21 protein-coding genes, 2 pseudogenes and 1 riboswitch are annotated in these 26,115 nt (G+C 71.2%); of the genes and pseudogenes, 14 read left to right on the forward strand and 9 right to left on the reverse strand.

The window, feature by feature from the left end:
• Positions 1-51: 51 nt before the first annotated feature.
• Complete coding sequence (locus HNR73_RS13965) at positions 52-3,333, reverse strand: S8 family serine peptidase (protein ID WP_184787834.1); 3,282 nt, start codon at positions 3,331-3,333, stop codon at positions 52-54.
• A gap of 122 nt (positions 3,334-3,455) precedes the next feature.
• Between HNR73_RS13965 and HNR73_RS13970 the strand changes: the two genes are divergently transcribed.
• Genes HNR73_RS13970 through HNR73_RS13980 form a run of 3 tightly spaced genes read left to right on the forward strand, consistent with a single transcriptional unit; the run spans position 3,456 to position 5,519 of the window.
• Entirely contained in the window at positions 3,456-3,848 is a 393-nt protein-coding gene (locus HNR73_RS13970) for a VOC family protein (RefSeq protein ID WP_184787835.1), read from the forward strand.
• Between the two features lie 58 nt (positions 3,849-3,906).
• Entirely contained in the window at positions 3,907-4,464 is a 558-nt protein-coding gene (locus HNR73_RS13975) for a hypothetical protein (RefSeq protein ID WP_184787836.1), read from the forward strand.
• Positions 4,461-5,519, forward strand: a complete 1,059-nt coding sequence (locus tag HNR73_RS13980; protein ID WP_184787837.1) for a winged helix DNA-binding domain-containing protein — start codon at positions 4,461-4,463, stop codon at positions 5,517-5,519. Before HNR73_RS13975 ends, HNR73_RS13980 begins: the two co-directional genes overlap by 4 nt.
• On the opposite strand, the gene HNR73_RS13985 is transcribed toward HNR73_RS13980, so the two are convergent.
• Positions 5,516-6,463, reverse strand: a complete 948-nt coding sequence (locus HNR73_RS13985; RefSeq protein WP_184787838.1) for a hypothetical protein — start codon at positions 6,461-6,463, stop codon at positions 5,516-5,518. The two genes, HNR73_RS13980 and HNR73_RS13985, sit on opposite strands and share 4 nt — an antisense overlap.
• A gap of 323 nt (positions 6,464-6,786) precedes the next feature.
• Positions 6,787-7,251, reverse strand: a complete 465-nt coding sequence (locus HNR73_RS13990; protein WP_184787839.1) for a hypothetical protein — start codon at positions 7,249-7,251, stop codon at positions 6,787-6,789.
• A gap of 119 nt (positions 7,252-7,370) precedes the next feature.
• Between HNR73_RS13990 and HNR73_RS13995 the strand changes: the two genes are divergently transcribed.
• Together HNR73_RS13995 and HNR73_RS14000 are read left to right on the forward strand one after the other, a co-directional pair.
• Complete coding sequence (locus HNR73_RS13995) at positions 7,371-8,072, forward strand: response regulator transcription factor (RefSeq protein ID WP_184787840.1); 702 nt, start codon at positions 7,371-7,373, stop codon at positions 8,070-8,072.
• Positions 8,069-9,373: pseudogene (locus HNR73_RS14000) on the forward strand (HAMP domain-containing protein); the annotation flags it as partial. The gene HNR73_RS13995 and the pseudogene HNR73_RS14000, both read left to right, overlap by 4 nt.
• Before the next feature lie 628 nt (positions 9,374-10,001).
• Here HNR73_RS14000 and HNR73_RS14005 read toward each other — a convergent pair.
• Complete coding sequence (locus HNR73_RS14005) at positions 10,002-10,382, reverse strand: hypothetical protein (protein ID WP_184787842.1); 381 nt, start codon at positions 10,380-10,382, stop codon at positions 10,002-10,004.
• A gap of 54 nt (positions 10,383-10,436) precedes the next feature.
• On the reverse strand, positions 10,437-10,601 hold the full coding sequence (locus HNR73_RS14010) for a hypothetical protein (RefSeq protein ID WP_184787843.1): 165 nt from the start codon (positions 10,599-10,601) through the stop codon (positions 10,437-10,439).
• Between the two features lie 361 nt (positions 10,602-10,962).
• Here HNR73_RS14010 and HNR73_RS14015 point away from each other — a divergent pair, with 361 nt between their 5' ends.
• Positions 10,963-11,934, forward strand: a complete 972-nt coding sequence (locus tag HNR73_RS14015; protein ID WP_203687039.1) for an alpha/beta fold hydrolase — start codon at positions 10,963-10,965, stop codon at positions 11,932-11,934.
• A gap of 134 nt (positions 11,935-12,068) precedes the next feature.
• Positions 12,069-12,737: an NAD(P)H-binding protein gene (locus HNR73_RS14020; RefSeq protein WP_184787844.1), complete on the forward strand. Its 669-nt coding sequence runs from the start codon at positions 12,069-12,071 to the stop codon at positions 12,735-12,737.
• On the opposite strand, the gene HNR73_RS14025 is transcribed toward HNR73_RS14020, so the two are convergent.
• The gene (locus tag HNR73_RS14025; protein ID WP_184787845.1) at positions 12,734-13,744 is read right to left on the reverse strand and encodes an alcohol dehydrogenase catalytic domain-containing protein; all 1,011 of its coding nucleotides are present in this window, start codon (positions 13,742-13,744) and stop codon (positions 12,734-12,736) included. The two genes, HNR73_RS14020 and HNR73_RS14025, sit on opposite strands and share 4 nt — an antisense overlap.
• Positions 13,745-13,870: 126 nt before the next feature.
• On the opposite strand from HNR73_RS14025, the gene HNR73_RS14030 reads away from it, so the two are divergent.
• Both HNR73_RS14030 and HNR73_RS14035 read left to right on the forward strand, forming a co-directional pair.
• A complete protein-coding gene (locus tag HNR73_RS14030; RefSeq protein WP_184787846.1) occupies positions 13,871-14,581 on the forward strand; it encodes a TetR/AcrR family transcriptional regulator in 711 nt (236 codons plus the stop codon).
• Positions 14,582-14,663: 82 nt separating this feature from the next.
• Complete coding sequence (locus HNR73_RS14035; RefSeq protein ID WP_184787847.1) at positions 14,664-15,200, forward strand: cellulose binding domain-containing protein; 537 nt, start codon at positions 14,664-14,666, stop codon at positions 15,198-15,200.
• Positions 15,201-15,232: 32 nt separating this feature from the next.
• Here the strand turns inward: HNR73_RS14035 and HNR73_RS14040 are convergent, their stop codons facing one another.
• Complete coding sequence (locus tag HNR73_RS14040; RefSeq protein WP_184787848.1) at positions 15,233-16,450, reverse strand: L,D-transpeptidase; 1,218 nt, start codon at positions 16,448-16,450, stop codon at positions 15,233-15,235.
• 93 nt (positions 16,451-16,543) lie between these two features.
• Complete coding sequence (locus tag HNR73_RS14045) at positions 16,544-17,566, reverse strand: coiled-coil domain-containing protein (RefSeq protein WP_184787849.1); 1,023 nt, start codon at positions 17,564-17,566, stop codon at positions 16,544-16,546.
• Between the two features lie 3 nt (positions 17,567-17,569).
• A riboswitch (cyclic di-AMP (ydaO/yuaA leader) is annotated at positions 17,570-17,714 on the reverse strand.
• A 411-nt stretch (positions 17,715-18,125) separates the two neighbouring features.
• Here HNR73_RS14045 and HNR73_RS14050 point away from each other — a divergent pair.
• The 3 genes and pseudogenes from HNR73_RS14050 (at position 18,126) to HNR73_RS14060 (ending at position 22,538) form a co-directional block, all read left to right on the forward strand.
• Complete coding sequence (locus tag HNR73_RS14050; RefSeq protein ID WP_239122426.1) at positions 18,126-19,760, forward strand: ABC-F family ATP-binding cassette domain-containing protein; 1,635 nt, start codon at positions 18,126-18,128, stop codon at positions 19,758-19,760.
• 455 nt (positions 19,761-20,215) lie between these two features.
• Positions 20,216-21,114, forward strand: a pseudogene (locus HNR73_RS14055) (IS5 family transposase).
• 155 nt (positions 21,115-21,269) lie between these two features.
• On the forward strand, positions 21,270-22,538 hold the full coding sequence (locus HNR73_RS14060) for a low temperature requirement protein A (RefSeq protein WP_184787850.1): 1,269 nt from the start codon (positions 21,270-21,272) through the stop codon (positions 22,536-22,538).
• On the opposite strand, the gene HNR73_RS14065 is transcribed toward HNR73_RS14060, so the two are convergent.
• Positions 22,496-24,157 carry an AfsR/SARP family transcriptional regulator gene (locus tag HNR73_RS14065; protein WP_184787851.1) on the reverse strand — a complete coding sequence of 554 codons (1,662 nt, stop codon included), beginning with the start codon at positions 24,155-24,157 and terminating at the stop codon, positions 22,496-22,498. The two genes, HNR73_RS14060 and HNR73_RS14065, sit on opposite strands and share 43 nt — an antisense overlap.
• Before the next feature lie 139 nt (positions 24,158-24,296).
• Here HNR73_RS14065 and HNR73_RS14070 point away from each other — a divergent pair, with 139 nt between their 5' ends.
• Positions 24,297-25,193 (forward strand): M23 family metallopeptidase, encoded by an 897-nt coding sequence (locus HNR73_RS14070; protein WP_184787852.1) that lies wholly within the window; start codon positions 24,297-24,299, stop codon positions 25,191-25,193.
• A gap of 139 nt (positions 25,194-25,332) precedes the next feature.
• Positions 25,333-26,115: an alpha/beta hydrolase gene (locus HNR73_RS14075; RefSeq protein WP_184787853.1), complete on the forward strand. Its 783-nt coding sequence runs from the start codon at positions 25,333-25,335 to the stop codon at positions 26,113-26,115.

Consider the following 26,115-nt stretch of genomic DNA (forward strand, 5'->3'; position numbering starts at 1 on the left):
CCGCGTACCGCGGCCCGGGCCTTCTGGTCCGGGCCGCGGTCCTGGGTGCGTCTACCTCACCCCCCACGCCCGGATCGTCGTCGCGGTCACGCTCGCGCCGTTCGCGTCGGTCGCCGACACGCGCGTCGACACGAAGCGCGCGCCTGCTGGGTGCCTCAGTGAAGCGGTGGCGTGGTCACCGACACGGCTGACGGTGACGGCCTTCCAGGTGGCGCCGTCGTCGTAGGAGACCTCGAAGCGCAGCCTCGTCGCGGTCGTCGGCGGGGTTCCGGGCTGGCGGTAGACGTCGAGGGTCAGGTCCTGCCGGTACTTCCCGGGCACGAAGCCGTCGCTGATGTTCGGCGAGTCGATCCGTACGGCGTTGAGCCCGGCGGGGGTGCCGTCCATGCGGTGGTGGGGGATGGTGAAGGTCCAGGTCGCGGTGGTCTTCGTGCCCAGGACCGACCAGGGGACGTCGCGTTCGGCGGTGCAGTCGAGGGTGTGCGAACCGTGCGCCATGGCGTCGACGACCACGCCGCCGACGCACGGCTGTTCGGTCGACAGGATCTCCATGCCGTGCGGGTCGCGCAGGCGTGTCGTCCCGGTGACCAGCGGCCCCTCGTAGTTGGCGCGCACGTTCGGGTCGGAGCCGGTGAACATGGGCATCCGGATCGCGAGGTGCCCGCCGTGGTGCATCCACGCGCCGCCGGAGTCCTCGGGTCCGCCGACGCCCGCGCCGAGGGGCGCCTCGTTCCAGTGCACGGTCTGGGGTGTCAGGGTCCGTTCGCCGGCCCAGAACAGCTGCTCGAAGTTCTGCCCGTCGCCGACGAAGGTGAAGCCGCCCCAGGTGAGTCCCGGGTGCAGCGAGAAGAACTCGGTCCGTTGCGACGGCCACGCCACCTCGGTGACCGACGCGAAACCGGCGAGGCCGTCGGGTGAGGCGGCGACCTGGTTGAGCCGTGAACCTTCGATCCGCGTGGTCCCCTGCGAGTGGTACACGGCCTGTTCACGTGACAGGCCGCTGTCCCGCGCGGTGTAGGCGGGTGTGGCGGGAAGCCCGCCGGTGGAAGGGAAGTAGAGCGTGTAGACGTGCGTGGTCACGCCGCTTCGCACCGCGCGATGGACGGGCTGGTAGGAGTAGAACAGCCTCGTCTTCGGTGCCGTGCCGGCCGAGACGACGTACACGGGCGCGCCGACGGTGTTCGCGCCGATCCCCGTCGCGCCGAAGCTGAGGGTCACGTTGGCCTCGCGGTAGGACGTCGTCCGGTCGAGGGTGACCTTCGACAGCACGCCCTTGGCGAGGTCCCAGGTCGTCGTGGTGTCCGTGGCGGCGATGGTCACGCGCGTGTCGAAGGCGGTCAGCCGGGACTGGGTTCCGATGCTGCGGGCCGTGCCGAAGATCTGGTACCGGCCGGGGGTCAGACGGACGGTGCCGGTGTAGTTCGTGTCCCAGTCGGTGATGTAGCCCGACTCGCCGGTGTCGAGGTTCGCCCAGGCCGCGTCGATGCCGTCGATCCGGTCGCCGGGCCGTGCCTTCGGGGTGAGCGTGAGCTTGTGCAGCTCGCGTTCGAGGTCGAGCCCGAGGGCCGTGCGGGCGGTGTGGGTGCCGTCGGTGGCGACGAGGGCCGCGCCGATCAGGCCCAGGGCCGCGTCCGCCGAAGGGTGCAAGGTGATGACGACGTCGGCCGTGCCGCCCGCCGGGACGGTCAGCGTCGGCGTGTCGAGGGTGAACAGCCCGGCCGGGATCGCCGTGCCCCCGGCGTTGGCGCCGGTCACGGACAGGGTCAGGGTGAGCGGGGTGTCGCCGGAGTTGGCGTAGGTGACCGTCCGGCTCGGCGCGGGTTGCTGGTGCGGCCAGGCGTAGAGCCCGAAACTGAGGCTGCCGACGGACACGCTGAGGGGACCCGTGACCGCGCGGGCCAGGTCGAGGCGCCCGGTCCCCTGCTCGTAGGGGGTCAGGCCGTCGAGCGGGTGGGCGGCGCCCATCAGGGCCGCCTTGAGCCGCTCGGCGGTCCAGTCGGGATGTGCCTGCTTGAGCAGCGCGGCGCCTCCGGCGACGTGCGGTGAGGCCATGGACGTGCCGGACTCGCTCGTGTGGTTCTCGTCGACGGGCGTGCCCATCGACGTACCGGACGCGCGGGCGGCGACGATCGAGCCGCCGGGCGCGGTGATGTCGGGTTTGACGGCACCGTCGCCGAGGCGCGGCCCGCGGCTGGAGGACTCCGACAGCACGTCGGTCTTCTCCACCGAGCCGACGGTGAGGGCCGCGTCGGCGGCACCGGGCGAGCCGATCATGTGGGGTGCGCCGTAGTTGCCGGCCGAGACGACGAAGAGGGTCCCGGTGTGTTCGGTGAGCATGTTCAGGGCCTGCTCGACGGGGCCGGTGCCGTCGCTCGGATAGCCGCCGATGCTCATGTTGACCACGTCGGAGCCGCCGTGCGCGGCCCATTCCATCCCGGCGATAATGGCGCTCTCGTCGCAGAAGCCGTCGTCGCCGCAGACCTTGCCGATCAGGAGCCCGGCGCCGGGCGCGACGCCGGTGTAGCGGCCCTGCGAGGCCGTTCCGGTGCCCGCGACGATCGAGGCGACGTGGGTCCCATGTCCGTTGCCGTCGATCGCCTCCGGTGACGTGCCGGTGAAGTCGGCGGTCTCGGTGACGCCGCCGAGGTCGGGGTGGGCGGGGTCGTAGCCGGTGTCGAGGACGGCGACGGTGACGCCCTCCCCGTCGAACCCGGCGTTCCACGCGGCGGGCGCACCGACCTGCGGAACGCTCACATCGAGCGCGACACGGGCCGTACCGTCCAGCCAGACGCGCTCGACACCCTTGCGGGTGGAGTTCAGCGAGGCCCACCAGGAACCGTCCACAGTGGATACGGTGACGGCTTCGGCGCCGATGCCGTCGAGGGTCGCGCTCGTCTTCTCCACGCCCGGGCGCCGCCGCTCGAAGGTCCCTTCACCGTCGGTCTCGACGATCAGCGGCAGGGTCTCGGCGTGGCCGTGGCCGTCGGCGGCCAGCCGGGTCACGTCGAACAGCCGCGGATCCAGCCACCCGGCGGCGAGCCCCTCGGCGGCGTCGGCCGGGACGACCACGACGTCCCCGGAACCGTCGGGAGCGAAGGTGCGCGAATAGCCCACCCCTTCGCGGCCTTTCCCCGGCCGGAAGCCGGCGGAACCGTCGGGATAGAGGTGGACGGTGTCGCCGGTGATGAGCCGCACCGGGACGGCCGGGCCGCCCGAGCGGGCGCCGGGCGCGGAGGGCGGGTCGGCCAGGGCCGGCGGGGGAGCGGCCGCGGTGAGAGCGGCACCGGCCAGGCCGAGGCAGGTCAGGAGGACTAAAGCGGGGCGTATACGCATGGGTCACCCTGTTCATCGCGAATGGAAGGCGTTCACCCCGAAATGCTCGCAGTCTTTACGGTTGAGTCAAGGGGTGCGACCCGCCCGTCACCGGCGGGTCCCGATCGGCGATCATCGTTGCCATGGCGCATCTGGGTGAGGTCGTCCTCGTCGTCCGCGATTACGACGTGGCCATCGAGTACTACGTCGGCAGACTCGGCTTCGAACTCGTCGAGGACACCGTCATGAGCCCGTCGAAACGCTGGGTCAAGGTCCGTCCCGCCGGTACCGGCGGCGCCGCCCTCCTCCTCGCCAAGGCCGACGGCGACCACCAGGAGTCCCGCATCGGCGACCAGACCGGCGGCCGGGTCGCCTTCTTCCTCTACACCGACGACTTCCACCGCGACCACGCCCGCATGCTCGCCGCGGGCGTCGCCTTCGAAGAGGAACCGCGCCACGAGGCCTTCGGGACCGTCGCCGTCTTCGCCGACCTCTACGGCAACCGCTGGGACTTCATCGAACGCAAGGACGCCTGACGGGCACGCGGCCGGTAATGTCGCCCGGGCGAAAGCTCCACCGCCCTCTGGAGAAACGATGCCCAGCAAGCCCGCCGCGCCACTGCCGGTGACCTTCGACGTACCCGCCCGGCACCGCTTCCGGCGAGCCGTCGCCACCTGGATCTTCGCCGTCCTCGGCCTGGCCTGGATCGCGCTCGCCGCCGTCGCCGTCTTCGCCGGGATCGGCCCCGACCCGCTGAGCCTGCTGCCCGCGGCCGGGCTCCTGTTCGTCACCGTCGGCGCCGCCCTCGTCGTGCCCCGGCTGCGCCCGGCGCGGGTCTCGCCGCTGCGCGTCGAGGCCGCCCGGCTCGTCGCCGAGACCCCGCGCGGCACCCGGAAGTTCCCCGCCCGCAAGGTCACCGCCGCCCTCACCCGCGAAGGCGCCGACCTCGTCCTCACCCTCGACGACACCGAACGCCGCCGCCCGACCCGCCCGGTCCGCGTCGTCCTCGCCCGCCACGACACCACCGACCCGGCCGAGCTGGCCCGCCTCACCGCCCTCGCGCGCGTCCTCGCCGGATCACCCGACCAGCGGACCCGCCGTACCGCCGAGGCCCTGTCGGGAGAGGCGCCCGCCGTTACATTGGCGACATGAACCGACTGAGCGTCCTCCGGTACCGCCACGCCGCCCAGGGCCTCGACCGCCCGGACGGCCGACGGCCGCTACTCGACCTGGGCGTTCAGGACACCCCACCGGGATCGGCGCTGGTCGCCTTGACCGCGCGCGGCGCCGGGACCGAGGACACGACGGCCGTCTGGTCCCATCGCGGCGCCCCCCACCTCCACCGGCGCGAAGACCTGCCCGGCCTCGCCGCCGCGCTGCTGCCGCACTCCTCGGCCGACGCGCTGGCCCGGATGGCCGGAGCCGCGCCCACGCTGAAGGCCGCCGGCGTCGACGGGCAGGAGGCGGTCGGCGCCGTCGCCGCCGCGATGCGCGAGGCCACCACGGAACCGCGCACGAAAGGCGAACTCAGCGCACTGGTCACGGCCGCCGTCGACGACGCCTACGCGTACCACTGCAAAGGCTGCGACTCCGTGCACGTCTACGAGTCGCTGTTCCGGCTCGGCGCGCTGCCCGCCGGACTCGTGATCACGCCGGGATCCCGGCCCCTGACCTTCACCCGCATCGAGGAATGGACCGTCCCGACCGCACCCGCCGGGACCGGCGAACTCATCGCGCGCTTCCTCGCCTTCACCGGCCCGTCCACCCACGCCGACACCGCCGCCTTCCTCGGCACCGCCCCGCCCCGGCTCGCCGAGTTCTGGCCCGGCGACCTCACCGAGGTCGACGTCGACGGCCGCCGCGCCTTCCTGCCCGGCGACCTCGTCGACGCCGTCGAGAAGGCCGAACGCCCCTCGGCGGTGCGGCTCCTGCCGCCGACGGACGCCTTCCTCCTCGGCGACCGCGAACTGCTCCTGCCCGACAAGACACGACGCGGCGAACTGTTCAAGAACCTCAGCCGCCGAGGCGCCCTCCTCGTCGACGCCGAAATCACCGGGCACTGGCAGATGAGGACCGCCGGGAAACGCCTCGACGTCACCGTCACCCCCTTCACCGGCCTCGACGCCGAAACGCGCCGCCGCGTGGAGTCCGAAGCCGGACTGCTCGCGACGGCGCGTGGACTCGCCGACGTTCGGGTGACGTTCTAGACCAGCTCGCGCACACGCTCGGCCGGACGCTCCGCCGCCGCCTTCGCACGGCCCCTGCCGACCGCGTAGACCGCCGCCGCGCCCACCGCGACGACCGCCGCGATCACTCCCGCCGCCGCCCAGGTCCGGGCGTCGGGGTGGATCAGCGACTGACCGCGCAGCGCCTGCCAGGTCACCAGCGCCGTGACGCCGCCATAACCGAGACCGACGACCGCGACCATCGAACGACGCGTGCGCTCGTCACGCAACCAGGCGACACGGGCGGCCAGAAGACTCAGCACCAGACCGGCCAGAAGCAGAACCTGCATGCCGTGCATACCCACGAAGTGCGGAATGCGCAGGTCACCGCCGACGCTGCTCCAGCCCGTGAAAGGCATGACCCCGCTGTCGTCACGGATACCGACATTGTGGCTGATCATCATCTCGACCGACGCGCCGTTGCCGTCGGTGTAGGTACCGCCCATCGGCTCCGGGTTGAAGCTGATCAGCAGGCCCAGACCCATGCCCACCACCGAGGACACGGCCGCCAGACGGATCGCGAGAGCCGTCGCCTTGTCACCGATGCGCTGCGCGATCAGGGTGATCGCCAGAACCAGGTTCGCCAGCATCAACAGCGGAACGAAGTAGTTGAAGACCATTTTGGTCAACTCCGCGCCCCAGTCGCCACTGTCGTTGAAGTGGCTGAACGTACCGCGAGCACCCTGAATCGCGATCACCGCGACGTCCAGCGTCCCCGACAGGGCGACGACCGCGCCGATCCACCAGGTGAAGCGCTTGCCCTTGTGCGGAAGGGAGAGCATCCACGCCAAGGTGAGGCCGTAGGCGACGAACGCGAAACCGAACTTCAGCGGCTTCTCCCACGGAGACACACCCATCTGCACACGATCATCGAACAACACACCGCCCAGCGAGACCAGGACCAGAACGGACATGGCCGCGACCATGACCATCAACGGGCGATGCCAGCCGGACGTTCGACGCAGCAGGGCGAGGGGGCGGATGGTCGACATGGGGTCCTCCGGAGAGCGGATCGTTGGTGGCAGAACCGATCCTGCTCGGGAGCGGAGGTGTCGACATTGGAGTTGTGCCTACTTGTGGTGGGGGGCTAGGCCCCATATCCGGCGCCGCCGCGTGGCTGCGCCTCCGGGCCTTCGGCCCGCTTGGCTCGCGCTCGCCGCCCGCCGTGTCACGCGCCCTCAGCGCTCGCCGTCGAACGGGCGGCGGGTCAGGTTCGGCGCCGCGTCGTTCGCCGGCGGGCTCCCCGCGTCTACCCCGACTCCTCGACGATCGCGTACGGGCCGCCGTTCCACCACATCGCGTCCACCGTGTGGACCTCATCGCCGCGGTGGAAGCGGACCAGGAGACGCGTCTTCTCCTCGTCGTCCACCAGGACCGCGAAGCCGTCGCGGGGGGTCGCCGAGATCAGGGTGACCTTGCCCCTCGCCGCTCGGATCGTGACGCTTCCGCCCTCGGTGTGGAAACCCTGTTCCCACACGCCCGAGCGGATCTCGTGCCAGCCGTCCAGGGTGCGCGGCTCGACGCGGCTCGTCGCCGAGTCGCTCGGGGCGAAGGAGGGTGCGCCGTGCACCTCCGAGATGGGGACCGGCAGGCCGTCGTCGAGGATCGCGGCGGCCAGGACCGGGCGCATCCCGAGCCAGGCGGAGAAGGCGGCGACGGCCGTGGTCAGCGACCAGACCAGGACGGCCGTGACCGGTTTGGGCGGGCGGGGCACGCGCCACATCCTGCCACAGCGGCCCGGCCACCGCTATGTCCGGATGAATCCAAGCATGCACCTTCCTCAATACCCTCTCGGATACCGGCGTGGGAGCGCTAACGGTATGGTCTGGCGCCATGGCAACCGTCCTGCTCGTGGAAGACGACGCGACCGTGCGCGCCGCGCTCACCCGCGCGTTGTCCAACGCCGGGCACGCCGTGCGCCCCGTCGGTGCCGCCCTCGAAGCCCTCCGCCACATCGGTACCGCCGGCGCCGGCGCGATCGACCTGGTCATCCTCGACCTCGGCCTCCCCGACCTCGACGGAGCCGACGCCCTCCGCATGCTCCGCGGCATCACCGACGTCCCCGTCATCGTCGCCACCGCCCGCAACGACGAGACCAGCATGATCCGCCTCCTCAACGCCGGCGCCGACGACTACGTCACCAAACCCTTCTCCGCCGCCCACCTCCAGGCCCGCGTCGCCGCCGTCCTCCGCCGCGGCGGACAACGCACCGACCAGCCCACCGCGCAGGTCACCACCACCGGCTCCCTGCGCATCGACCAGTCCCGCCGCCACGCCGAACTCGACGGCGCCCCCCTCGACCTCACCCGCCGCGAATTCGACCTCCTCGCCTACCTCGCCGAACACGCCGGGCGCGTCGTCACCCGCCGCGAACTCGTCGAACAGGTCTGGCGCCAGCCCTACCTCGGCGCCGAGGCCACCGTCGACGTCCACCTGTCCTGGCTCCGCCGCAAACTCGGCGAGACCGCCGCCAGCCCACGACTCCTGCGCACGGTCCGCGGGGTCGGCGTCATGCTGGTGGACGAACGTCGGTGAGATGGGCCTTCGTTCGCGTCGCCCTCGCGACGACCTCCATGGTCGCGCTGGCACTGCTGATCCCGCTGGCCCTCGTCGTCGGCCAGCTCGCCCACGACCGCGCGGTCACCGCCGCGCGTGACCAGAGCGCCGCCATGGTCACCGTCCTGGCCGTCACCGACGACTCCCAGGAGATCCTCCGCGCGATTCTCAGCACCCGCTCGGGCGCCAACGGGCACCTCGCCGTGCACCTCCCCGGCCGTCCCGTCCTCGGCAGCGAGCACGCCGCCGCCGTCGACGTCATGCTCGCCGCGGGTGAAGGTCGATCCCTCACCGCGCCCGCCGACGGTGGACTCGTCTACCTGCGGACCGTGGCGCTGTCGTCGGGGACGGCCGTCATCGAGGTCTACATCCCCGACGCCGAACTCACCCGCAACGTCAACGGCGCCCGGCTCGCGCTCTGCGCCCTCGCGCTCGTCCTCGTCGGGATCTCCGTCGTCACCGCCGACCGCCTCGCCGCCCGCTTCGTGCGCGCCGCCCGCGACCTCGCCGCCGTCGCCGGACGCTTCGGCGGCGGTGACCTCGCCGCCCGCGTCGAACCGGGCGGCCCCGCCGACCTCGCCGAGGCCGGTGCCGCCTTCAACGGCATGGCCGACCGGGTCGTCCGCCTCGTCGACGCCGAACGCGAGATCGCCGCCGACCTCTCCCATCGCCTCCGCACCCCCCTGACGGCGCTGCGCCTCGACGCCGACACCCTCGGCCCCGGCCCCGAGGCCGAACGCATCCGCGAGGCCGTCGGCTCCCTCCAGCGCCAGATCGACGAGATCATCCTCGGCGCCCGCAAGTCCGTCACCGAACGCTCCACCGAGACCTGCGACGTCAGCGAGGTCCTCACCGAACGGCTCACCTTCTGGTCGGTGCTCGCCGAAGACCACGGCCGCTCCTGGACCGTGGAGGGCAACACGCGCGCGCTGCGGGTGCCGGTCGCCAAGGCCGAACTCAGCGCCGCCGTCGACGCGATGCTCGGCAACGTCTTCGCGCACACTCCGCAGGGCGCGCCCTTCCAGGCGGTCCTCGACGTACGGCGGCGGATCCTCGCCGTCGAGGACGGCGGACCGGGCATCGAGGACCCCGGGACGGCCCTGGCGCGCGGATCCTCCGGCGCCGGTTCGACCGGCCTCGGGCTCGACATCATCCGCCGCGTCGCCGACGCCACCGGCGGCAGCCTCCACATCGGACACAGCCGACTCGGCGGGGCCCGCGTCGCCCTCGTGTTCGGGCAGCCGGCGGGGGAGAAGCAGCCCCGGCGTCATTGGCGCAGCCGCCACCGGGCCGAGGAGACCGGCCGCAAGGCCGCCAAGCAGAACGCCGCCGACGAGGCCGTCCGCAAGACCGGCGAGGAGAACGCGGCCGACGCGGCCCCGCCGGAGCGCCCGGTCAGGTCGTGGCGCAGGACCGGGAAGGCGAGCGCGAGCGAGTCCGGTGGCGAACCGGTCGCCCGCGCGGAACGGTCCCGGCGTGACGTGGACGTGACGGGAGAGCCGGTCCACGAACCGGCCACGCCGGAGGAGCGCTCCTGGCGCAAGACCGGCAAGACCGGCAAGACCGGCAAGGCGGCCCGTCCGGCACGGACGTGGCGGAAGCCGGGCCGCGCGTCGGGTGGTGACGACGTCCCGCAGGGGCCGGGCGAGGAGAAGTAGCCACCCCGCGCGGTGCGGCGACCCGTACCGACCACGGCGGCGTTCGGGCGCGGCCGGGACTGGTGGTCATCCCGGTGCGGGCGATGCCCCGGCGTCTCGACCCCCGCGAAGAGCGCGGCCTCGTCACCGGCCGTCGTCCAGGATGCCCGCCGCGTCGTCGAAGTGGCCCTCCACCACAGCCGCGGCCGCCACCGCCGGAGGCTTCGGCGGCGTGAACGCGTCCGGGGCGGAGCGGAGTCCGTACCGGCTCTCAGAGGATCCTGAGTCGCGGGTCCTCGCGGTTGAAGGCGTCGAGGACCAGCTGCGCGCGGCTCGATCCGGCCGAGCGTGAGTAGGTGTTGGAGGTTCCGCTCCACGCGCGGCGCAGACCGGAGTGGTAGACGACGTTCATTTCCACCGCGCTTCCGTCGCCGTCGCGGTGCACGATGAGCTGAATCGCCCACGCGCCGATGTTCTTATCGTGCGAGGCGACGACCGACAGTTCCGGCTGCGGCCCCATCGCGGCGATCGGATTACCGCCATGGGTCAGGGGCTCGAACCGCACTCCGCGCTTTTCCAGCACGGTCTGGAATATCTGGCCGATTCGCATCGGCGTGAGCGAGGACCTGATCTTCATCTGCTCGGCGGGCATGTCGTACTCCATTCGGGTTTCACAGTGCGGGAGGGGGGACGGTTCGGTGACCCGCTAGGAGCCGACGAAGACCTTTTCCTTGTAGGGGAAGTTCCGTTGGGCCGACGGACAGGTCTTGTTCTGGCAGACGTACACCACCCAGGTACCGCGTGGTTCGTACTTCTCGCCCTGGACGTACATCACGTAACGGCACTCGGGGCATTTTCTGGCAGGAGCCATCGCTCCTCCGATCTCTGGGGGAATAACGCGCCGACTCGACAACCGGGGCGGCGCGTGTGTCGAAATTACGTGTCCTCATCGGACTCGACAAGACGGAGATCGAAGGAGAGGACCAAGGGCCCGGCGGAATGGCACGATCGTTCTCCCGTGGTCATCGATCGGTTCGGCCGAATGGCGAAGCGGCGAACGAAAGCGCCCGGCGAAGCGCGCGGAAATGCGTCTTGACGCATGAGCCGCTGCCCGAAGACGCAACACGCTTTAGGAGGGGGTAGCCCCACGGCCGGAAGGGGAGTTAGCCCCATGGCGGGAGTCCGGTTCCTTCGCGACCATTCACCTTCACCCCACCTGAGGAGAGCACGCCATGCCGCACTCGATGTCCCGCCGAACGTTGCTGAGCGCCGCGGTGGCGGCCGCGGGAGCCACCGCCGTGACGGGCGTTCCCGCTCACCCCGCCTTCGCCGCCGAGCCGGGTCCGGTGGACGTGTCGGCGCTGCCCCGGCCACGCCGATTGCGGATACCGACCCGCGCGGGCACCTTCGACGCGATCGCCGCGGGACCGCGCCATGGGCGTTCGGTGCTGTTCCTGCACGGTTTTCCAGAACTGGCCGTCGCATGGAGTGACTACGTCGCCTTGTTCGGGGCCCTGGGTTTTCGTGCCGTGGCCGTGAACCAGCGCGGCTATTCACCCGACGTGCGGCCGAACGACACCCGGGACTACCGCCTCGACCACCTCGCCGAAGACGTCGTGGACATCGCCGAGTCCCTGGGCTGGGACGGATTCGACCTGGTGGGGCACGACTGGGGCGCCGTCGTGGCATGGGTGGCCGCCGCCCGTCGTCCCGACCGGGTCAGGAGTCTGTCTGTGGTGTCCATCCCTCATCCGGGCGCGTACAACAAGGCGTTGCGCACCGACCCGGCACAGCGGCGGACGATGGCCTATCTGGATTTCGTGCGCGAGCCCGGGATCGCCGAACAGGAACTGCTGGCCGATGACGCGGCCATGATGCGCGAGGCCTATGCCCACGGGGTGTCCCGGGAGAACACCGACACGTACGTGCGGCACTTCAGCCGGCCCGGCGCGCTCACCCCCGCGCTGAACTGGTACCGCGCCAACGATCTCTTCGCCGGCCACGAGGAGAAGGTCGCGGTGCCGACCCTGTTCGTGTGGGGCACGAAGGACGGCAGCGCCGCCCTCTCCGGTGTCGAGGACACCGCCAACTGGGTCAGCGGCGAGTACCGACTCGTGAAAGTCGAGGGTGGGCGGCACTTCCTTCCGGAGGAACGCCCCGAGATCGTCATGCCACTGCTGCGGCGGCACCTGCGTACACATTGAGGCCGGCGCGGTGGCGGTGGCACTCACCCGTCGCGGCCCGCGACGGCGATCGCAGGCGTCACGGCCGGGCCCCGTCCCGGTGGGCACACGATCTGGCTCCCGTGAACACCACGACACGCTCTAGGCTTGACCACGTGTCAGGACGCACCGCGCTGCTCGTGGGCGCCACCGGTCTCGTCGGCGGGCATTGCCTGGAGCGACTGCTCGCCGAACCCGTCTACACCGGCATCACCGTGCTCACCCGCCGCGACTCCGGCCACCGCGAGAAGCGCCTCGACGAACGCGTCGTCGACTTCGCCGCGCTGACCGCCGCCGACGTCCCCGCCGTCGACGACGTCTACTGCGCGCTCGGCACCACCATGGCCAAGGCCGGGAGCAAGGAGGCCTTCCGCGAGGTCGACCACGACCATGTCCTCACCGTCGCCGAGCTCGCCCGGGCGGCCGGGGCGAGTCGTTTCGCGCTGGTCAGCTCGATCGGCGCCGACCCGGACGCGCGCGCCTTCTATCTGCGTGTGAAAGGCGAGACCGAACGCGATCTCGGCAGGCTCGGCTACACCTGCCTCGAAGTGTTCCGGCCGAGCGGCCTGCTCGGCGAGCGCACCGACCGCAGGCTCGCCGAGAAGCTCTCGATCCCTTTGCTGCGAGTGGTCTCCGGCGCCCTCGTCGGTCCGCTGCGCCCCTACCGGGCGGTCGGGGCGGGCACGGTCGCCAGGGCCATGGTCGCCGCTCTCCTGGAGGGGGAGAAGGGGATCCGGGTGCGGACCTACGACGACATCGAGGCCCTGGCGGCCGTGGGACGCTAGCTTCGGAAGTCGATCACCGCGCGACCGCTCCACGATCCCGCGGCCATGCGGGTGAGAACGTCCGGGGCCTCGTCGAGGCTCACCGGCGTCACGTCCGGGAGTACGCCCGCGCGGGCGGCGAAGGCCAGTGTGTCGCGCAGGTCGGCGGGGGATCCCGACGGGTTTCCCTGCACCCGCAGGCGGCGCATCAGCAAGGGCATCACCGGCAGCGTCAGTTCGGGTGCCGCCCCCGCCATCAGCAGGGTCCCGTCGGTGTCGAGGCCGCCGACCGCGGCCGCCGCGACGGTGGTGTCCGGAGCGGCGTTGAAGACGATGTCGGCTCCGCCGTCCCAGGCGGCGAGCGCCTCGGCGGGACCCTGCTCCTGGGTGCTGACGAAGAACTCCGCCCCGAGCTCCCTGGCCCTCGGCTCGGCCCGTCGCGAGCGGCCCAGGACGGCGACCCGGGCGCCCATGGCGAGGGCGAAACGCACGGCGAGTTCGCCGACGCCGCCCATGCCGATGACGGCGACCTTCGACGCGGCCGTGGCGCCCGCCCGTCGCAGGCCGTTGAAGGCGGTGACGCCCGCGCACATCAGCGGTGCGGCCGCGATCGGGTCGATGCCTTCGGGGATCGGTGTGACGAAGCCTTCCTTGGCCAGGAAGTACTCGGCGTAGCCGCCGTCGACGGCGACTCCGGTGACCCGGCTGCGGCGGCAGACGACCTGGTCGCCGCGAAGGCAGCGATCGCAGTGGCCGCAGGAGTCGTAGACCCACTGGGCTCCGACGGCCGTGCCCACCGCGGGCCACTCGACGCCCGGGCCGTGGGCGGCGACGACGCCGCTGATCTCGTGTCCGGGGACGGACGGGAAGACGGCGAAGGGGTAGTGCCCCTGCTGTTGACCGACCTCGGAGAAGCACATGCCGGCCCCGAGGACCTTGACGAGGATCTCGCCGGGTCCGGGTGTGGGGACCTCGCGCTCGACGAGGGCGAGGGGGGTGTTGGGTGCGTTGAGTACCGCTGCGCGCATGCCGAACTCCTGTATAGCGACGTTCTAGGCTGACTATAGCGACGGTACATCGCTCTTAGAGCGTTGTGCAAGTGACCCACGCTGTTCTCTATAGCGCCGCTATGTTCCGGCGGCTAAGGTTGTGCCATGACCGACACCGTCACCGGGACCCGCGAGCGCATTCTGCGGGCCGCGGCCGAGCTGCTCGCCGAAGGCGGCGTCACCGCCTTCTCCACCCGTGCGGTGAGCGAGGCCGCCGGTGTCGGTGCCCCCACGCTGTACCACCACTTCGGTGACAAGCGGGGACTCCTCGACGCGACCGCCTCCTACGGCTTCGAGCGCTACCTCGCCGTCAAGCGCGCCAACGGGCCCTCCGGCGATCCGGTCGCCGACCTCCGCCGGGGCTGGGACGACCACATCGCCTTCGGGCTGGCCTACCCGGCCTTTTACCAGCTCATGTACGGCGGCGTCCGGCCGGGAAACCCGCCCGCCGGGGCGGCCGAGGGTCACCGCATGCTCATCGGGATGCTCACCCGCATCGAGGCCGCCGGTCTGCTGCGCCTGCCGGTCGAGGAGGCAGCCGAGCTGGTGCACTCCGCCGGCGTCGGCGTGGTCTTCACCCTCATCAACACCCCCGAGGCCGAGCGCGACCCGCGCCTGTCTCACCGGGCCCGCGACGCCGTCGTCGCCGCCGTCACCTCGGCGGCCGTGCCCGGCGCCGACCCGGCCGTGGAACTGCGCGCCCGCCTGCGCGCGGGGACACCGGCCGGCCTGACCCCGGTCGAGGCGGCGCTCATGGCGGAGTGGCTGGAACGGATGACGGCCGCGGGCGCTAAACCCGTCCCAGCCCAGGCTTAAGGCTTCCTAAAAACGCGGCCCGAGCAGGCCGTTTCGCGCTTCCCTTGGAGGAGAACACCCCGATCCCCCCGAGGAGGACGCCATGCGCCACGGCCGCCGGCTCCTCCTGCCCCTCGCGGCCTTCGCGGCCGTCGCCGTCATCGGGGGCCTGGTGACCGGCATCGCCACGGCCGCCGCCACCGACGGTGTCACCGCCATCTACCGCACCACCTCGGCGTGGGCCGGCGGCCAGGCGGGCGTGTACCGGGTCGCCAATCACGGGGACGCCACCGTGGACGGCTGGACCCTGACCTTCACACTGCCCGGCGGCGCGGTCATCGGGCGGCTGTGGAACGGGATCCTCGACCCCGTCGGCGAGGCCTACACCGTCGTCGCCGAACCGGGCGACGCGGTCCTGGTCCCCGGCGCGGCCGCCGAGGTCGGCTTCACCGTCGACTCGACCGCCGAGATCATCCCCGGCGACTGCCGGGTCAACGACCACGAGTGCGCCGGCACCGACCCCGGGCCGCCCGTCCCGTTCGTGACCGCGGCGACGAACCCGAGCCGGCCCGCACCCACCCCCGACCACGCTTCACCTCCCTCCCCGCACAAAGGGCGGGCGTCACCCTGGAGATGGTGACGCCCGCCCCAAAAGAACGGTTCGGTGAGGACTCAGACGGTCGGCGGGGGCAGCGCGCTGCCCTTGACGAAGTCTTCCCACGACATGTTCCAGCAGGTCCAGCCGTTGCCCTCGGTCACGGGCTCCTCGGTGCCCTTGACCACGATCGGGTCGCCGACCTCGGTCCAGTTGTACATCCACTCGGCGTTGTCGCGGGAGACGTTGATGCAGCCGTGCGAGACGTTGCGCTGCCCCTGATCACCGACCGACCACGGCGCGGAGTGGATGAACTGGCCGTCCCAGGTCATGCGCTCGGCGAACTCGATGTCGGTGCGGTAGCCGTCGGGGGAGTCGACCGGCACGCCGTAGGTGGAGGAGTCGAAGACCGTCTTGCGGAGCTTCTCCATGATCACCATCGTGCCGTAGAACGACGGCTTCGACGGCTTGCCCAGGCTGACGTCCATCGTCTTCTTGGTCTTGCCGTCCTGCTTGGCGACCATGTTCTTCTTCTTGTTGTCGACGATGATCTCGCGCTTGGTGTCGGAGATGCTGTAGTCGCCGGTGATGTCGGTCTCGCCGAAGTCGCCGTCGCCGAGCGGGTGCCCGCCGAGGCCCACGCGGACCTTCAGCTTCGTGCCCGGCTCCCAGTACTCCTTCGGGCGGAACTCCAGCACCGAGCCGCTGACCCAGCGCCACGCACCGGGCTGGTGCGGCTCCGACTCCACGAACAGGCGCTTCTCGACGCCCGCGCGGTTCTTCTCGTCGATGGCGTAGCCGTCCTTGAACTGCACCAGGACGGGCATGCCGACGCCGTACACGGCGCCGTCGGCGTTCCACAGGTAGGCGCCGGCGCGCTTCTTCGGGGACGCCATCGTGGTGAAGGTCGTCGTCCCGGTCGACTCGACGCCGTCGGCGCCCTTCGCGGTCACCGTCGCGGTGTAGGTCGTCTTGTACTTGAGCGGGTCGTTCGGCACCCAGCTCGACTTGTCGAGGCGGAACTTGCCCTTGACGGTGTCGCCCTTGTCGTTGACGAGGCTCACCGCGGTGACTTCGCCGCCTTCGGCCGTCGCCGCGATCTCGGTGGAGACCGCCAGGCCGGTGCTGTCGGAGGCCGGCTCGATGGCCAGCGGGGGACCGGCCGGCGCCGAACTTGCGGCGTCGCCGGGAGAGGTGGAGGAGCCGTCCTTGGTGCACGCGGCCAGTCCGGCCAGCGCGAAGGCTCCGGCTGACGCGCCGAGGACAGCGCGACGCGAGGTCGTGGGTCGTTCCATAACGAACAAAGGTACAGCCCGCAGTCGAACCGCCACCTGCCCACGACCCACTCATGGCGTCGCGTGTGCGCTGTATGTGCGCCGGTTTAATCCCTATCTGACGGAAAGATGCACATGATTCGTGTGGTCGGAGTTGGGTTCGCCACCCGCTCCGTCGTAAGTGGTCCAGCCCTGACCTGGCATCCAGATTTTGCGATACCAGATCACATATAGGACACCGAGTTCGTCGGCGTGCTCGACGTACCACCCGGCGAGGTTGTCGCCATAGGCCTTCGCCTCGCCGTAGGCCTCACCACCGAAACCGCCGGGCGTCACCGAGAAGTCGCAGGCACGTCCCTGCGGATGTTCACCGAAGCTTCCACCACGGAAGCAGCCGACGTAGCGGTTCCAGCCGGCGATCTCGGTCTGCTCCAGGTCGTGCAGGGTGCGCGGGGTGAGGCAGCCGCCGTTACCCGAAGGCGTCGGGTCCTCCTTGCTGCACCCTTCGCTCGGGAGCGAACCGTCGGGGTTGCGGGGGACCGGCGTGGGCGCCGGGGCGTCGCTGGTGGTCGGCCCGTTGGTGGCGTCGCCGCCGAACGCCGCGATGGCCTGGGCGGCCTTCGACCGCTCCTTCTCCATCTTCTCGACGTACTCCTTCTGGTCGTCGATCTCGTCGTCCAGAAGTTCGACCTTGGCCTCCAGATCGGAGCGCGCGCCCTTCAGCTCGCTGATCTTCTTGGCGCTCTCCTCACCGAGGTAGGAGACGAGGACCATGCCCGAGAGGGTGTCGTCGGGGTTCTCGCTGGCCAGGAAGGCCTTCGCCGAGCTCATCCCGCCGTTCTCGTACATCGCGCCGGCGATCTCGGCGACCTGGGCGCTGAGCGCCTCGACCTCCGTCTCGCCCTCGGTGATCTCCTTCTCCAGCTTCTTCTGCCGGTCCTTGGAGGTCTTGAGCGCGTCACGGGCGTCGTTGTAGTTGCCGATCGCGTCGTCGAGTTCCTCGCGCATCTCCTTCGAGCCGCCCTCGTCGTCGGGGTCGGCGACGGCGGCGGGGGAGTTCGCCAGCACGGCGAGCACGGTCACCACGATGGTGACGAGCAGGCCGAGCGTCGTGTCACGCCGATGGGTCTTCGGCACGCTTTCGCCTCTCTTGCCGTCCGCCTACCGAGTTAGCTGACGGGCTCGGGCCAAGAGACGCCCTACCGCGCGGGGGTGCGCGCGGATTCGCCCCGGGATTCGGTGGGTCCCCGGTTCACCCCGCAGGGCGATTCGGCGGTGGACCGTCACCGGGCGCTCGGCCGGAATCGAGCGTCTCAGGGGAAGTGGCGGCCCGGCGACAGGCTACCGGACTCCCGCCCCCAGGTCAGGGCCCCCACCAGGGGATCGCCGCACGTAGGAGCGCTGGCACACAGGGTGATCGGGTTCGGCCCGTCCGGCTTGACGCCGGGCCCGGCCTCGGGCACACTTCAACGGTCTCGTCCCCGACCCTGGAGTGCGCCACAGTGGAGAACTGACCGCCGGTGCTGTGAGAGCCGGGACCGTCTTCGACGGCCCGATCGCCCCAGCGCCAACAGACGCCGCGTCGAGCCCAGTGCTCCGCAGCCTCTGCCGGTCGTTCCCGCCGACTCCGTCTCGGCCTTCCCGGTTCTGTGCTGCCGCGGCCCGCCACCGGCCCGCCGACCTTCCGGGAGTCTCCTTGTTGCTGAGCACCACCGCCGTGTCCAAGGACTTCGGCCTCGAACCGCTGTTCACCGGCGTCGACGTCGTCGTCAACCGCGGCGACCGGATCGGCCTCGTCGGGCCGAACGGCGCCGGCAAGACCACCCTGCTCAAGATCCTCACCGGTGAGGAGCCCCCGTCGGCCGGCCGTGTCACCCACGGGCCGCGCGTGCGCGTTGGCTACCTCGCGCAGCAGGTTCCCGACCCCGGCCAGAGCGTCGGTGAGTTCCTCCGTGGCGGCGATCCCGAGCTGCGCGATCTCACCGAGCGGATGGCCGCGCTCGAAGAGAAGCTCGCCGCGGGCGGTGACGTCCTCGCCGAGTACGGCGCCGTTCAGGAGCGCTGGATCGCGCGCGAGGGCTGGACCTTCGCCGCCCGGCTGGCCGAGGTGCGCGGGCGGCTCGACATCGCCGGGCTGCCCGAGGAGCTGCCGGTCACGGCCGTCAGCGGCGGCGAGCAGTCGCGGCTGATGCTGGCCCGGCTGCTGCTGTCGGCGCCCGACGTCCTCCTCCTCGACGAGCCGACCAACCACCTCGACGCCGACGGCAGCGCCTGGCTGGGGGACTGGCTTGCCGGGTTCGGCGGTGGCGTCGTGATCGCCAGCCACGACCGGGCGCTGCTCGACCGCGCGGTGACCCGGATCGTCGAGATCGACGGGATCAACGAGGAGCCGCAGCTTTACGAGGGCGGCTACACCGCCTATCGCGCGGAGAAGCAGAAGCGCTGGCAGCGGCTGCTGCTCGACTTCGAGGCGCAGGAGAAGGACCGCGTGCGCTGGGAGACCGACATCGAGCGCACCAAGGGCCACGCCCTGGGTACGGAACTGACCACGCACAACGACCGGATGCGCCGTTACGCCAAGAAGGTCGCCAAGAAGGCCAAGGCGCGTGAGCGGCGGCTGATGCGGCAGATGCAGTCGGTGCGCTGGATCGCCGAGCCGCGGACCCGGCCGAGTCTGGTGCTGGCCTTTCCCGCCACCGCCGCCGGGGAGGGGCCGCCGCTGGTCGCCGAGGGCCTGACCGTCCGCCGTGGCGGGCGGGCGATCCTCGACGGGGTGGATCTGACGGTGGAGGCGGGCGACCGGATCGTGGTCACCGGCCGCAACGGGGCCGGGAAGTCGACGCTGCTGCGCGCGCTGGCCGGTGAGTTCGACGACGGCGAGGTGCGCGCGACGGTCGCCCCGAGCGTTCTCCCGCAGTCGCACGACGCCCTGCGCGAAGGCCGTACGGGGCGGATGAGCGTGCTGGAGTTCTTCCGTTCCCGCGTGCCGGTCTACATCGACGAGGCCGAGGAGCTGCTCGGCGGTTATCTCTTCGGCGAGGAGGAGCGGACCGCCACGCTGTCCACTTTGTCCGGGGGTGAGCTGCAGCGGCTGCTGCTGGCCGTCTTGGTGAACAGCGCCACACCCGTGCTGCTGCTGGACGAGCCGACCAACCATCTCGACTTCGATTCGCTCGACGTGATCGAGGAGGCCATGCGTGCCTACCAGGGAACTCTCGTGCTGGTGACCCATGACGCGTACTTCGCCGAACGGGCCGGTGTCCGTCGACAATGGACGGTCGCTGACGGAAAGGTGACCGAACTGTTGTCATTAGACACTTGCGCTAAGTAGCGAACATCGGTGACCATAGATATGTCACTGGGTCGTAACCGAACGAAATGCCCATCCCGGTGGACTACTCGGTGACACTGGCGACGTACGAGTGGGCGGGGAGCGCATCGTGTGGGGCAGGCATCCTGTGCTGGCGGCCGACGTGGCCGCCTCGCAAAACGACATCATCGGGCTCGTCGGAGCCGTGGTCGCACTGGCTCTGGTGACCACGGCCATCCTGGTCGGGTTCCGATATCGCCGCAGACCGTCCGATCCGGACACCGAACGAGCCGTCCCGGTACCGAGGCCGGGCGGCCGGGCGAGGGCACTGCCGCCCCCGCCCTTTCCCGAGACCGGAATGACCGCGCCGATCACGGCGCCGGGCCGCCTGCAGAGTCCGAAGGTGGACCCGCCGACGACCTCTCAAGTGGTCGGACTGGACTAGCCGGACCGGACTAGCCGGACCGGACTAGGGCGTGTTTGCAAAGGGGCGGGATGCTGGGTGGGTGATTTGTCGGTATGAGTTGACTGATCCTGAGTGGGATGTACTGGCCGGGTTGCTGCCACCGGTGGTGAACGGTGGCCGGCCGCGGATGGATGACCGGCGGGTTCTGAGCGGGATCGCGTGGAAGATCCGGTCGGGTGCGCCGTGGCGGGACGTGCCCGAACGCTACGGGCCTTGGCGCAGCATCTATGCGCGTTTTCGCAGGTGGGCTCTGGATGGGACGTTCCAGCGTTTGCTGGCCGGGCTCCAGGCCGATGCCGATGCCCGAGGCGATCTCGATTGGTTGGTGAGCATCGACTCGACCATCGCCCGTGCCCACCAGCACGCCGCCGGCGCCAAAGGGGGCGCAGCGATTCGGGCGAATCGGTTCACGCCATCGGACGATCCCGGGGTGGACTGACCACGAAGATCCACCTCGCCTGCGACGGGAACGGCCGAGCCCTCGCCTTCGTCGTCTCGGCGGGCAACGTCAACGACTGCACAAAGTTCGAGCAGGTCATGGCCGCCATCAGAGTCAAGCGGCCCGGCCCGGGACGGCCCCGCACCAGACCTGACCACGTCATCGCCGACAAGGGCTACTCCACCCGCGCCATTCGCACCCACCTGCGAAAACGCGGTATCGGCGCCACCATCCCCGAACGCGCCGACCACAAGACCAACCGCGCCCGGCGAGGCCCTCGCGGAGGCAGGCCACCAACCTTCGACCAGCAGCGCTACAAACACCGCAACGTCGTCGAACGCTGCTTCAACCACCTGAAGCAATGGCGAGGCATCGCCACCCGATACGACAAAACAAGCCAGTCCTACGCCGCAGCCATCACCCTCGCCGCCATCCACCAATGGCTACCCAACTCTGCAAACACGCCCTAGCCGGACCGGCACGGCAGGGCAGACGAGGTCTCCGGCGATGGCGCGCCGGAGGACACGACATGTGGGCGGTTCCCCGACGGGGCCGCCCACGATCATGTCCGGCGCGGTCGCCGATCCCGGGCGTGAGCCCGACCGGGACGTGGCACAATCCCGCCGTGACCCAAGATCCCCCGTCCGCCGCGGAGGCGGTCGCCGAACGGCACGCCAACTGGCTGGAGCTGTTCTTCGACCTGGTCGTCGTGGCCGCCGTGGCGCAGCTCGCGCACCGTTTCCACGAGTCGCCGAGCCTGGCCTCGATCGGGGCCTTCGTGCTCCTCTACTACGCGGTGTGGTCGGTGTGGACGTCCTACACGCTCTACGCCAACGTCGCCGGTGAGCGCACGCGCATGCGCGCGATGATGATCGGGATGCTCGGCATCGCCGTGCTCGCCGCCGCCGTCCCGGCCACGATCCCCGGTGTCCTGCACAACGAGGGCGACGTCGACCGCAGTTCCGTGTTCGCCATCGCCTACGTCGTGTGCCGCTTCGCGGCCGCGTCGACCTGGCAGCGCACCGGCACCGTCCTCACCTCCTGGCCGGCCGCGCAGGCCGGCGCGGGCGTGGCGCCGTGGATCATGTCGGTGTGGGTCGACGCGCCCTACCGCTACTGGCTGTGGGCGCTGGGCGCGGTCCTCGACATCGTCTTCACGATCCTGGCCAGCCGCCGTCCCGAGGCGGTGCTGGCCAGGGCCGAGGAGGAGACCGAACGGCGCAGGGAGCGTTATTCGCGGGCCGTCGAGCGGCGCGGGGACCGCCCGCAGAACCGGCGGGTGCCGAGCCTGGACGCGCCGAAGGCCGCGGCCCTCGACATGTCCTATCTGGGGGAACGGCTGGGCCTGTTCGTCATCATCGTGCTCGGTGAAGGTGTCCTCCAGGTCGTCACCGCCGCCGGGAACCCGCTGGTGCACTGGGATCGCGACCTCGGTCTGACCGTGCTCGCGGGCTTCGTCGTGCTCGTCGGGATCTGGTGGCTGACCTTGCGCTACGGGGTCAACGGCGTTCCGCACTTCGGTGCGGAGGGCCCGGCGCCGCGCGTGACGCTCCCCGGACACTTCATCGCCACCGCCAGCATCACCGCGATCGCGGCGGGCTTCGGCGCGGTCGCCGCCCACGCCCACGGTGACCTGCCGACGGGCACCAGGTGGCTGCTGTGCGGCGGACTCGCCGTCCACTTCGCCGCGACCGGCGTCCTCGCGCTCCTCGCGAAGGCACCGTGGCAGTGGCTGCTCGGCTGGGGCCTGCCGTGCGTGCTCGCGCCGATCGCCATCGGCGTCCTCGGGGCGCGCGTCGACGGGTGGCTGATGGCGCTGCTGCTGGCCGTGGTGGTCGCCTGGCAGGCCGCCTACGGCATGTTCGGCGCGCGCAGACGCCTGGCGACGGCCTGAACGGGCGGCGTTAAGGCCGCGAGGCTGCGGCGGACCGACGACGCCCCTTCGGCGTCGCCGATGCGGTCGAAGAGTTCCAGCGCCCGCCGGAACGGCTCGGCGGCCGCCTCGGGCGCTCCCGCGCGCGTCTGGAGCTCTCCGAGACGCTGCCAGACGTGCGCCTCACGGTGGTCGTCGCCGACCTCGCGCGCCAGCCGCAGCGACTGCCGCAGCTCGTCGCGGGCCTGCGGGAAGTGCTCGCGTGCCAGCAGCGTCCCGGCCAGGGCCCAGCGGATGTAGGCCTCACGGTGCCGGTCGGCCTGCGCGACGAAGACCGCGAGAGCCTGCCGGAACAGGGAGTCGGCCTCCTCGGGCCGGTCGGTGAAGCGCGCGACGGCCGCCAGGCCCGCCGTGGACAGCGCGGCGCCGCTCTCGTCGCCGAGGGCGAGGCACAGGCGGCGGGCGGCGGTGAAGGCCTCGGTCGCGGCGGGGAACTGGTCGGTGTAGACGTAGAGCTGGCCGAGCCCGCGCAGCATCGTCGTCTCACCGTTGGTGTCGCCGCAGCGGCGGGCGGCCGACAGGGCGATGTGGACGCAGCGACGCCAGGCGAGCAGGTGCCCGCCCAGGTCGAAGTAGGGGACGAGCGCGGCGGCCAGCCGCCAGGCCGGGCGGGCCAGTCCGGCGGCCGCGGCCCGGGCGATGAGCGAGACGAGGGCCTCGCGGTGGGCGTCGAGCCAGCCGATCGGGTCGGCGGTGACCCGCACCAGGACCGACTCGGGCACCAGGGCCTGGGAGCGTTCGCCGGTGGCGAAGATGCTGGCGTGCAGCAGGTCCACGGCGGTCTGGACGAGGGCGAGGCGCCGGTCGCAGACCCGGTGGAGCGCGGCGGTCCGCACGTCGGTCGGCGCGTCGGTCGACTGTGGACTGTCCAGCAGCCGCCGGTGCGCGTCGGTCAGTTCGGGACCGGGCTCCACGCCCAGTTCGGTGGCCAGCAGCCGCCGGACCGTCCCGTAGGCGGCCATGGCCTCGGCGTGCCGTCCGGCGCCGTCGAGAGCGCGCATCAGCAGGCACCACAGGCTCTCCTGGAGCGGGTATTCCGTGGTGGCCGCGCGCAGCTCGGCGACGGCCTCGGCGGCTCGCCCGAGCACCAGCTGAAGCTCGGCGCGTTCGCTGATCGCCGTCAGGCGCGTCTCGGTGAACCGCGAGACCACCGGTGTCCACAACGGACACTCCAGGTCGGACAGCGGCGCCCCCCGCCACAGGGCCAGGGCCCGGTCGTAGCAGTCGAGGGCCTGTTCGGGGTCGGCGGCGTGGTGCCGGGCGACGCTCAGCAGCGCGGTGAACTCGTCGGCGTCCAGCTCGCCCGGCGACAGCTCGATGACGTAACCGTTGTCGCGGTAGCGGATCCGCGGGCCGAGGACGGTCCGCAGGGAACTGATGTAGGTGCGCAGGTTCGCCAGCGCCGAGCGCGGCGCCCGCTCCGGCCACAGCACGTCGATGAGACGGTCGGCCGAGACCGGTTCACCCGACGACAGCAGCAGGCTCGCCAGCAGCCGGCGCGGTTTGTCCCCGCCGAGCGTGAGGACCCGGCCGTCGGCCCGTACGTGCAGCGGCCCGAGAACGGCGAACTCGCAGCGCATCTCGATCCCTTCGGCGCCGGAAGTCTTGACCTTGACGTTGTATCAATTTTGTAGCGACTCGTGGATAGCTGGTCACGGTACCCGCCTGGGGAAACCCCGGCGGCTCGACCGAGCCCTTCCAAGAGATCGAGGACCGGCCATGCCCAGAACCAGACGGCTGTTCACCGCCTTAGCAATGATCGGCACGCTCGTCGCGGGTGTGCTGACGGCCGCCGCGCCCGCGTCGGCCGGTGTGGACGGCGTCGGTGTCCTCGCGGCACCGGCGATGCAGCTTCCCTTCCCCTGCGGACAGACCTGGAACGGCAACAACAGCAACTCCAGCGCGCACGTCGGCTGGGAGATCGACTTCAACCGCGGCGGCACCGCCACCGCCGACCTCGGCGACACCGTACTCGCCGCGGCGGCCGGCACCATCGCGATCGCCTCGTTCCAGTCCGGCAACCGCTACGGCAACCTGGTCAAGATCGACCACGGTGGCAGCTACACCAGCTACTACGCGCACCTGAGCTCGCTCGCGGTCAAGGTCGGCGAGTACGTCGACCGCGGACAGGTCATCGGCGCCCTCGGCAACACCAGCGCTCCCGGCAACAACATCTCACCGCACCTGCACTTCGAGGTCCGGTACGGCACGAACTACCCCAACAACACGGTCAAGCCCGTCTTCAACGGCTCGACCTTCGGCTACCCCAGCGCCAACGTCACGTCGAACAACTGCGCGACGTCCTATGACCCCGCCGACGTGTGCGGCAGCGGGTTCCGGGTCAACGACTCCGCCCGCCTCGCCGGTCAGGGCAACGTCGTGCTGCTGTGGAACGCCGGCACCAGCAACAACTGCGTCGTGACCCTCAAGTTCACCAACAAGGGATCGGCCACGGCGACCTCGGCCTACCTCGAACCGCAAGGCGCGACAAGAACCACCGACTCGGGCAACTACGGCTACTACGCCGGGCCCGTTAAACGGTCCGCCCCCACCTGCGTCAAGTGGGGCGGCTCCACCGGCGGTGCCTCGTATAACAGCCCCTCCGAACACTGTTAACCCAGGTATCGCCCGGGACCCGTCGCCACCCACCCCCTCGGTCGCGACGGGTCCCGCTCCACGCCGCGGGTAGGATCGCCGCAACGTCAAGGCCGCCCCCGAGACGACATCCGCACACGTCTCACGAACGGGAAAGCCCATGCCGCGCACTCGCGTGCTCCTGTCGGCCCTCCTCGCCACCGCCGCGCTCGCCTTGAGCGCCTGCACCGGCGGCGAGCCCTCCGGCGACGCCACCACCACGCCGCCGCCCGCGCCCCTCGTCGCGCCCGGCGTCGCCTGCGCCGACGAGGCGAAAGGCGGCACGGCCGTCCGCATCGGACCCGGCCAGTCGATCGGCGCACTGTCCTTCGGCGACGGGAAGAAGGCCGTCGTCCTGCTCCACCAGTCCAACGGCGACCTGTGCCAATGGGTCCCCTACGCCATGGAACTCGCCGAGCGGGGCTACCGGGCGCTGACGATCGACAGGCCCGGCTCGGCGTCCTCACGCGACGCCGCCAAGGGCAACCACCTCGCCGTCGTCGAGGCCGTCGGATACCTGCGCGCCGAAGGCGCCACCGCCGTCACCCTCATCGGCGCCTCGATGGGTGGCACCGCCGTCCTCGCCGCCGCGACGCAGGCGGCCCCGCCCGTCGACGGGGTCATCGCCCTGTCGGCACCGACCTTCTACGACGGCACCGACGCCCTCGCCGCCGTGGCGAACCTGACCGTCCCCGTCCTCTACGCCGCCGCCGACGGCGACGCCCAGTTCGGCGGCAACGCCGAGAAGCTCGACGCCGCCACCCCCGCCACCACCGACAAGAAGCTCCTCCTCGTCGGCGGATCCCACCACGGCGTCGACTTCCTCGAAGCCGACGGCGACGCCGGCGACGCCAAGGTGCGTGACGCCGTCGAGGACTTCCTCGCCGCGCACATGCCCCTCTGA

The sequence above is a fragment of the Phytomonospora endophytica genome, from assembly GCF_014202425.1.
GTDB lineage: Bacteria > Actinomycetota > Actinomycetes > Mycobacteriales > Micromonosporaceae > Phytomonospora > Phytomonospora endophytica.

Bases quoted from the DNA above. Each gene is read 5' to 3' on its own strand.
- HNR73_RS13965 (WP_184787834.1), bottom strand. From the start codon at position 3,333: ATGCGTATACGCCCCGCTTTAGTCCTCCTGACCTGCCTCGGCCTGGCC.
- HNR73_RS13970 (WP_184787835.1), top strand. From the start codon at position 3,456: ATGGCGCATCTGGGTGAGGTCGTCCTCGTCGTCCGCGATTACGACGTG.
- HNR73_RS13975 (WP_184787836.1), top strand. From the start codon at position 3,907: ATGCCCAGCAAGCCCGCCGCGCCACTGCCGGTGACCTTCGACGTACCC.
- HNR73_RS13980 (WP_184787837.1), top strand. From the start codon at position 4,461: ATGAACCGACTGAGCGTCCTCCGGTACCGCCACGCCGCCCAGGGCCTC.
- HNR73_RS13985 (WP_184787838.1), bottom strand. From the start codon at position 6,463: ATGGTCGCGGCCATGTCCGTTCTGGTCCTGGTCTCGCTGGGCGGTGTG.
- HNR73_RS13995 (WP_184787840.1), top strand. From the start codon at position 7,371: ATGGCAACCGTCCTGCTCGTGGAAGACGACGCGACCGTGCGCGCCGCG.
- HNR73_RS14005 (WP_184787842.1), bottom strand. From the start codon at position 10,382: ATGCCCGCCGAGCAGATGAAGATCAGGTCCTCGCTCACGCCGATGCGA.
- HNR73_RS14010 (WP_184787843.1), bottom strand. From the start codon at position 10,601: ATGGCTCCTGCCAGAAAATGCCCCGAGTGCCGTTACGTGATGTACGTC.
- HNR73_RS14015 (WP_203687039.1), top strand. From the start codon at position 10,963: ATGCCGCACTCGATGTCCCGCCGAACGTTGCTGAGCGCCGCGGTGGCG.
- HNR73_RS14025 (WP_184787845.1), bottom strand. From the start codon at position 13,744: ATGCGCGCAGCGGTACTCAACGCACCCAACACCCCCCTCGCCCTCGTC.
- HNR73_RS14030 (WP_184787846.1), top strand. From the start codon at position 13,871: ATGACCGACACCGTCACCGGGACCCGCGAGCGCATTCTGCGGGCCGCG.
- HNR73_RS14035 (WP_184787847.1), top strand. From the start codon at position 14,664: ATGCGCCACGGCCGCCGGCTCCTCCTGCCCCTCGCGGCCTTCGCGGCC.
- HNR73_RS14040 (WP_184787848.1), bottom strand. From the start codon at position 16,450: ATGGAACGACCCACGACCTCGCGTCGCGCTGTCCTCGGCGCGTCAGCC.
- HNR73_RS14065 (WP_184787851.1), bottom strand. From the start codon at position 24,157: ATGCGCTGCGAGTTCGCCGTTCTCGGGCCGCTGCACGTACGGGCCGAC.
- HNR73_RS14070 (WP_184787852.1), top strand. From the start codon at position 24,297: ATGCCCAGAACCAGACGGCTGTTCACCGCCTTAGCAATGATCGGCACG.
- HNR73_RS14075 (WP_184787853.1), top strand. From the start codon at position 25,333: ATGCCGCGCACTCGCGTGCTCCTGTCGGCCCTCCTCGCCACCGCCGCG.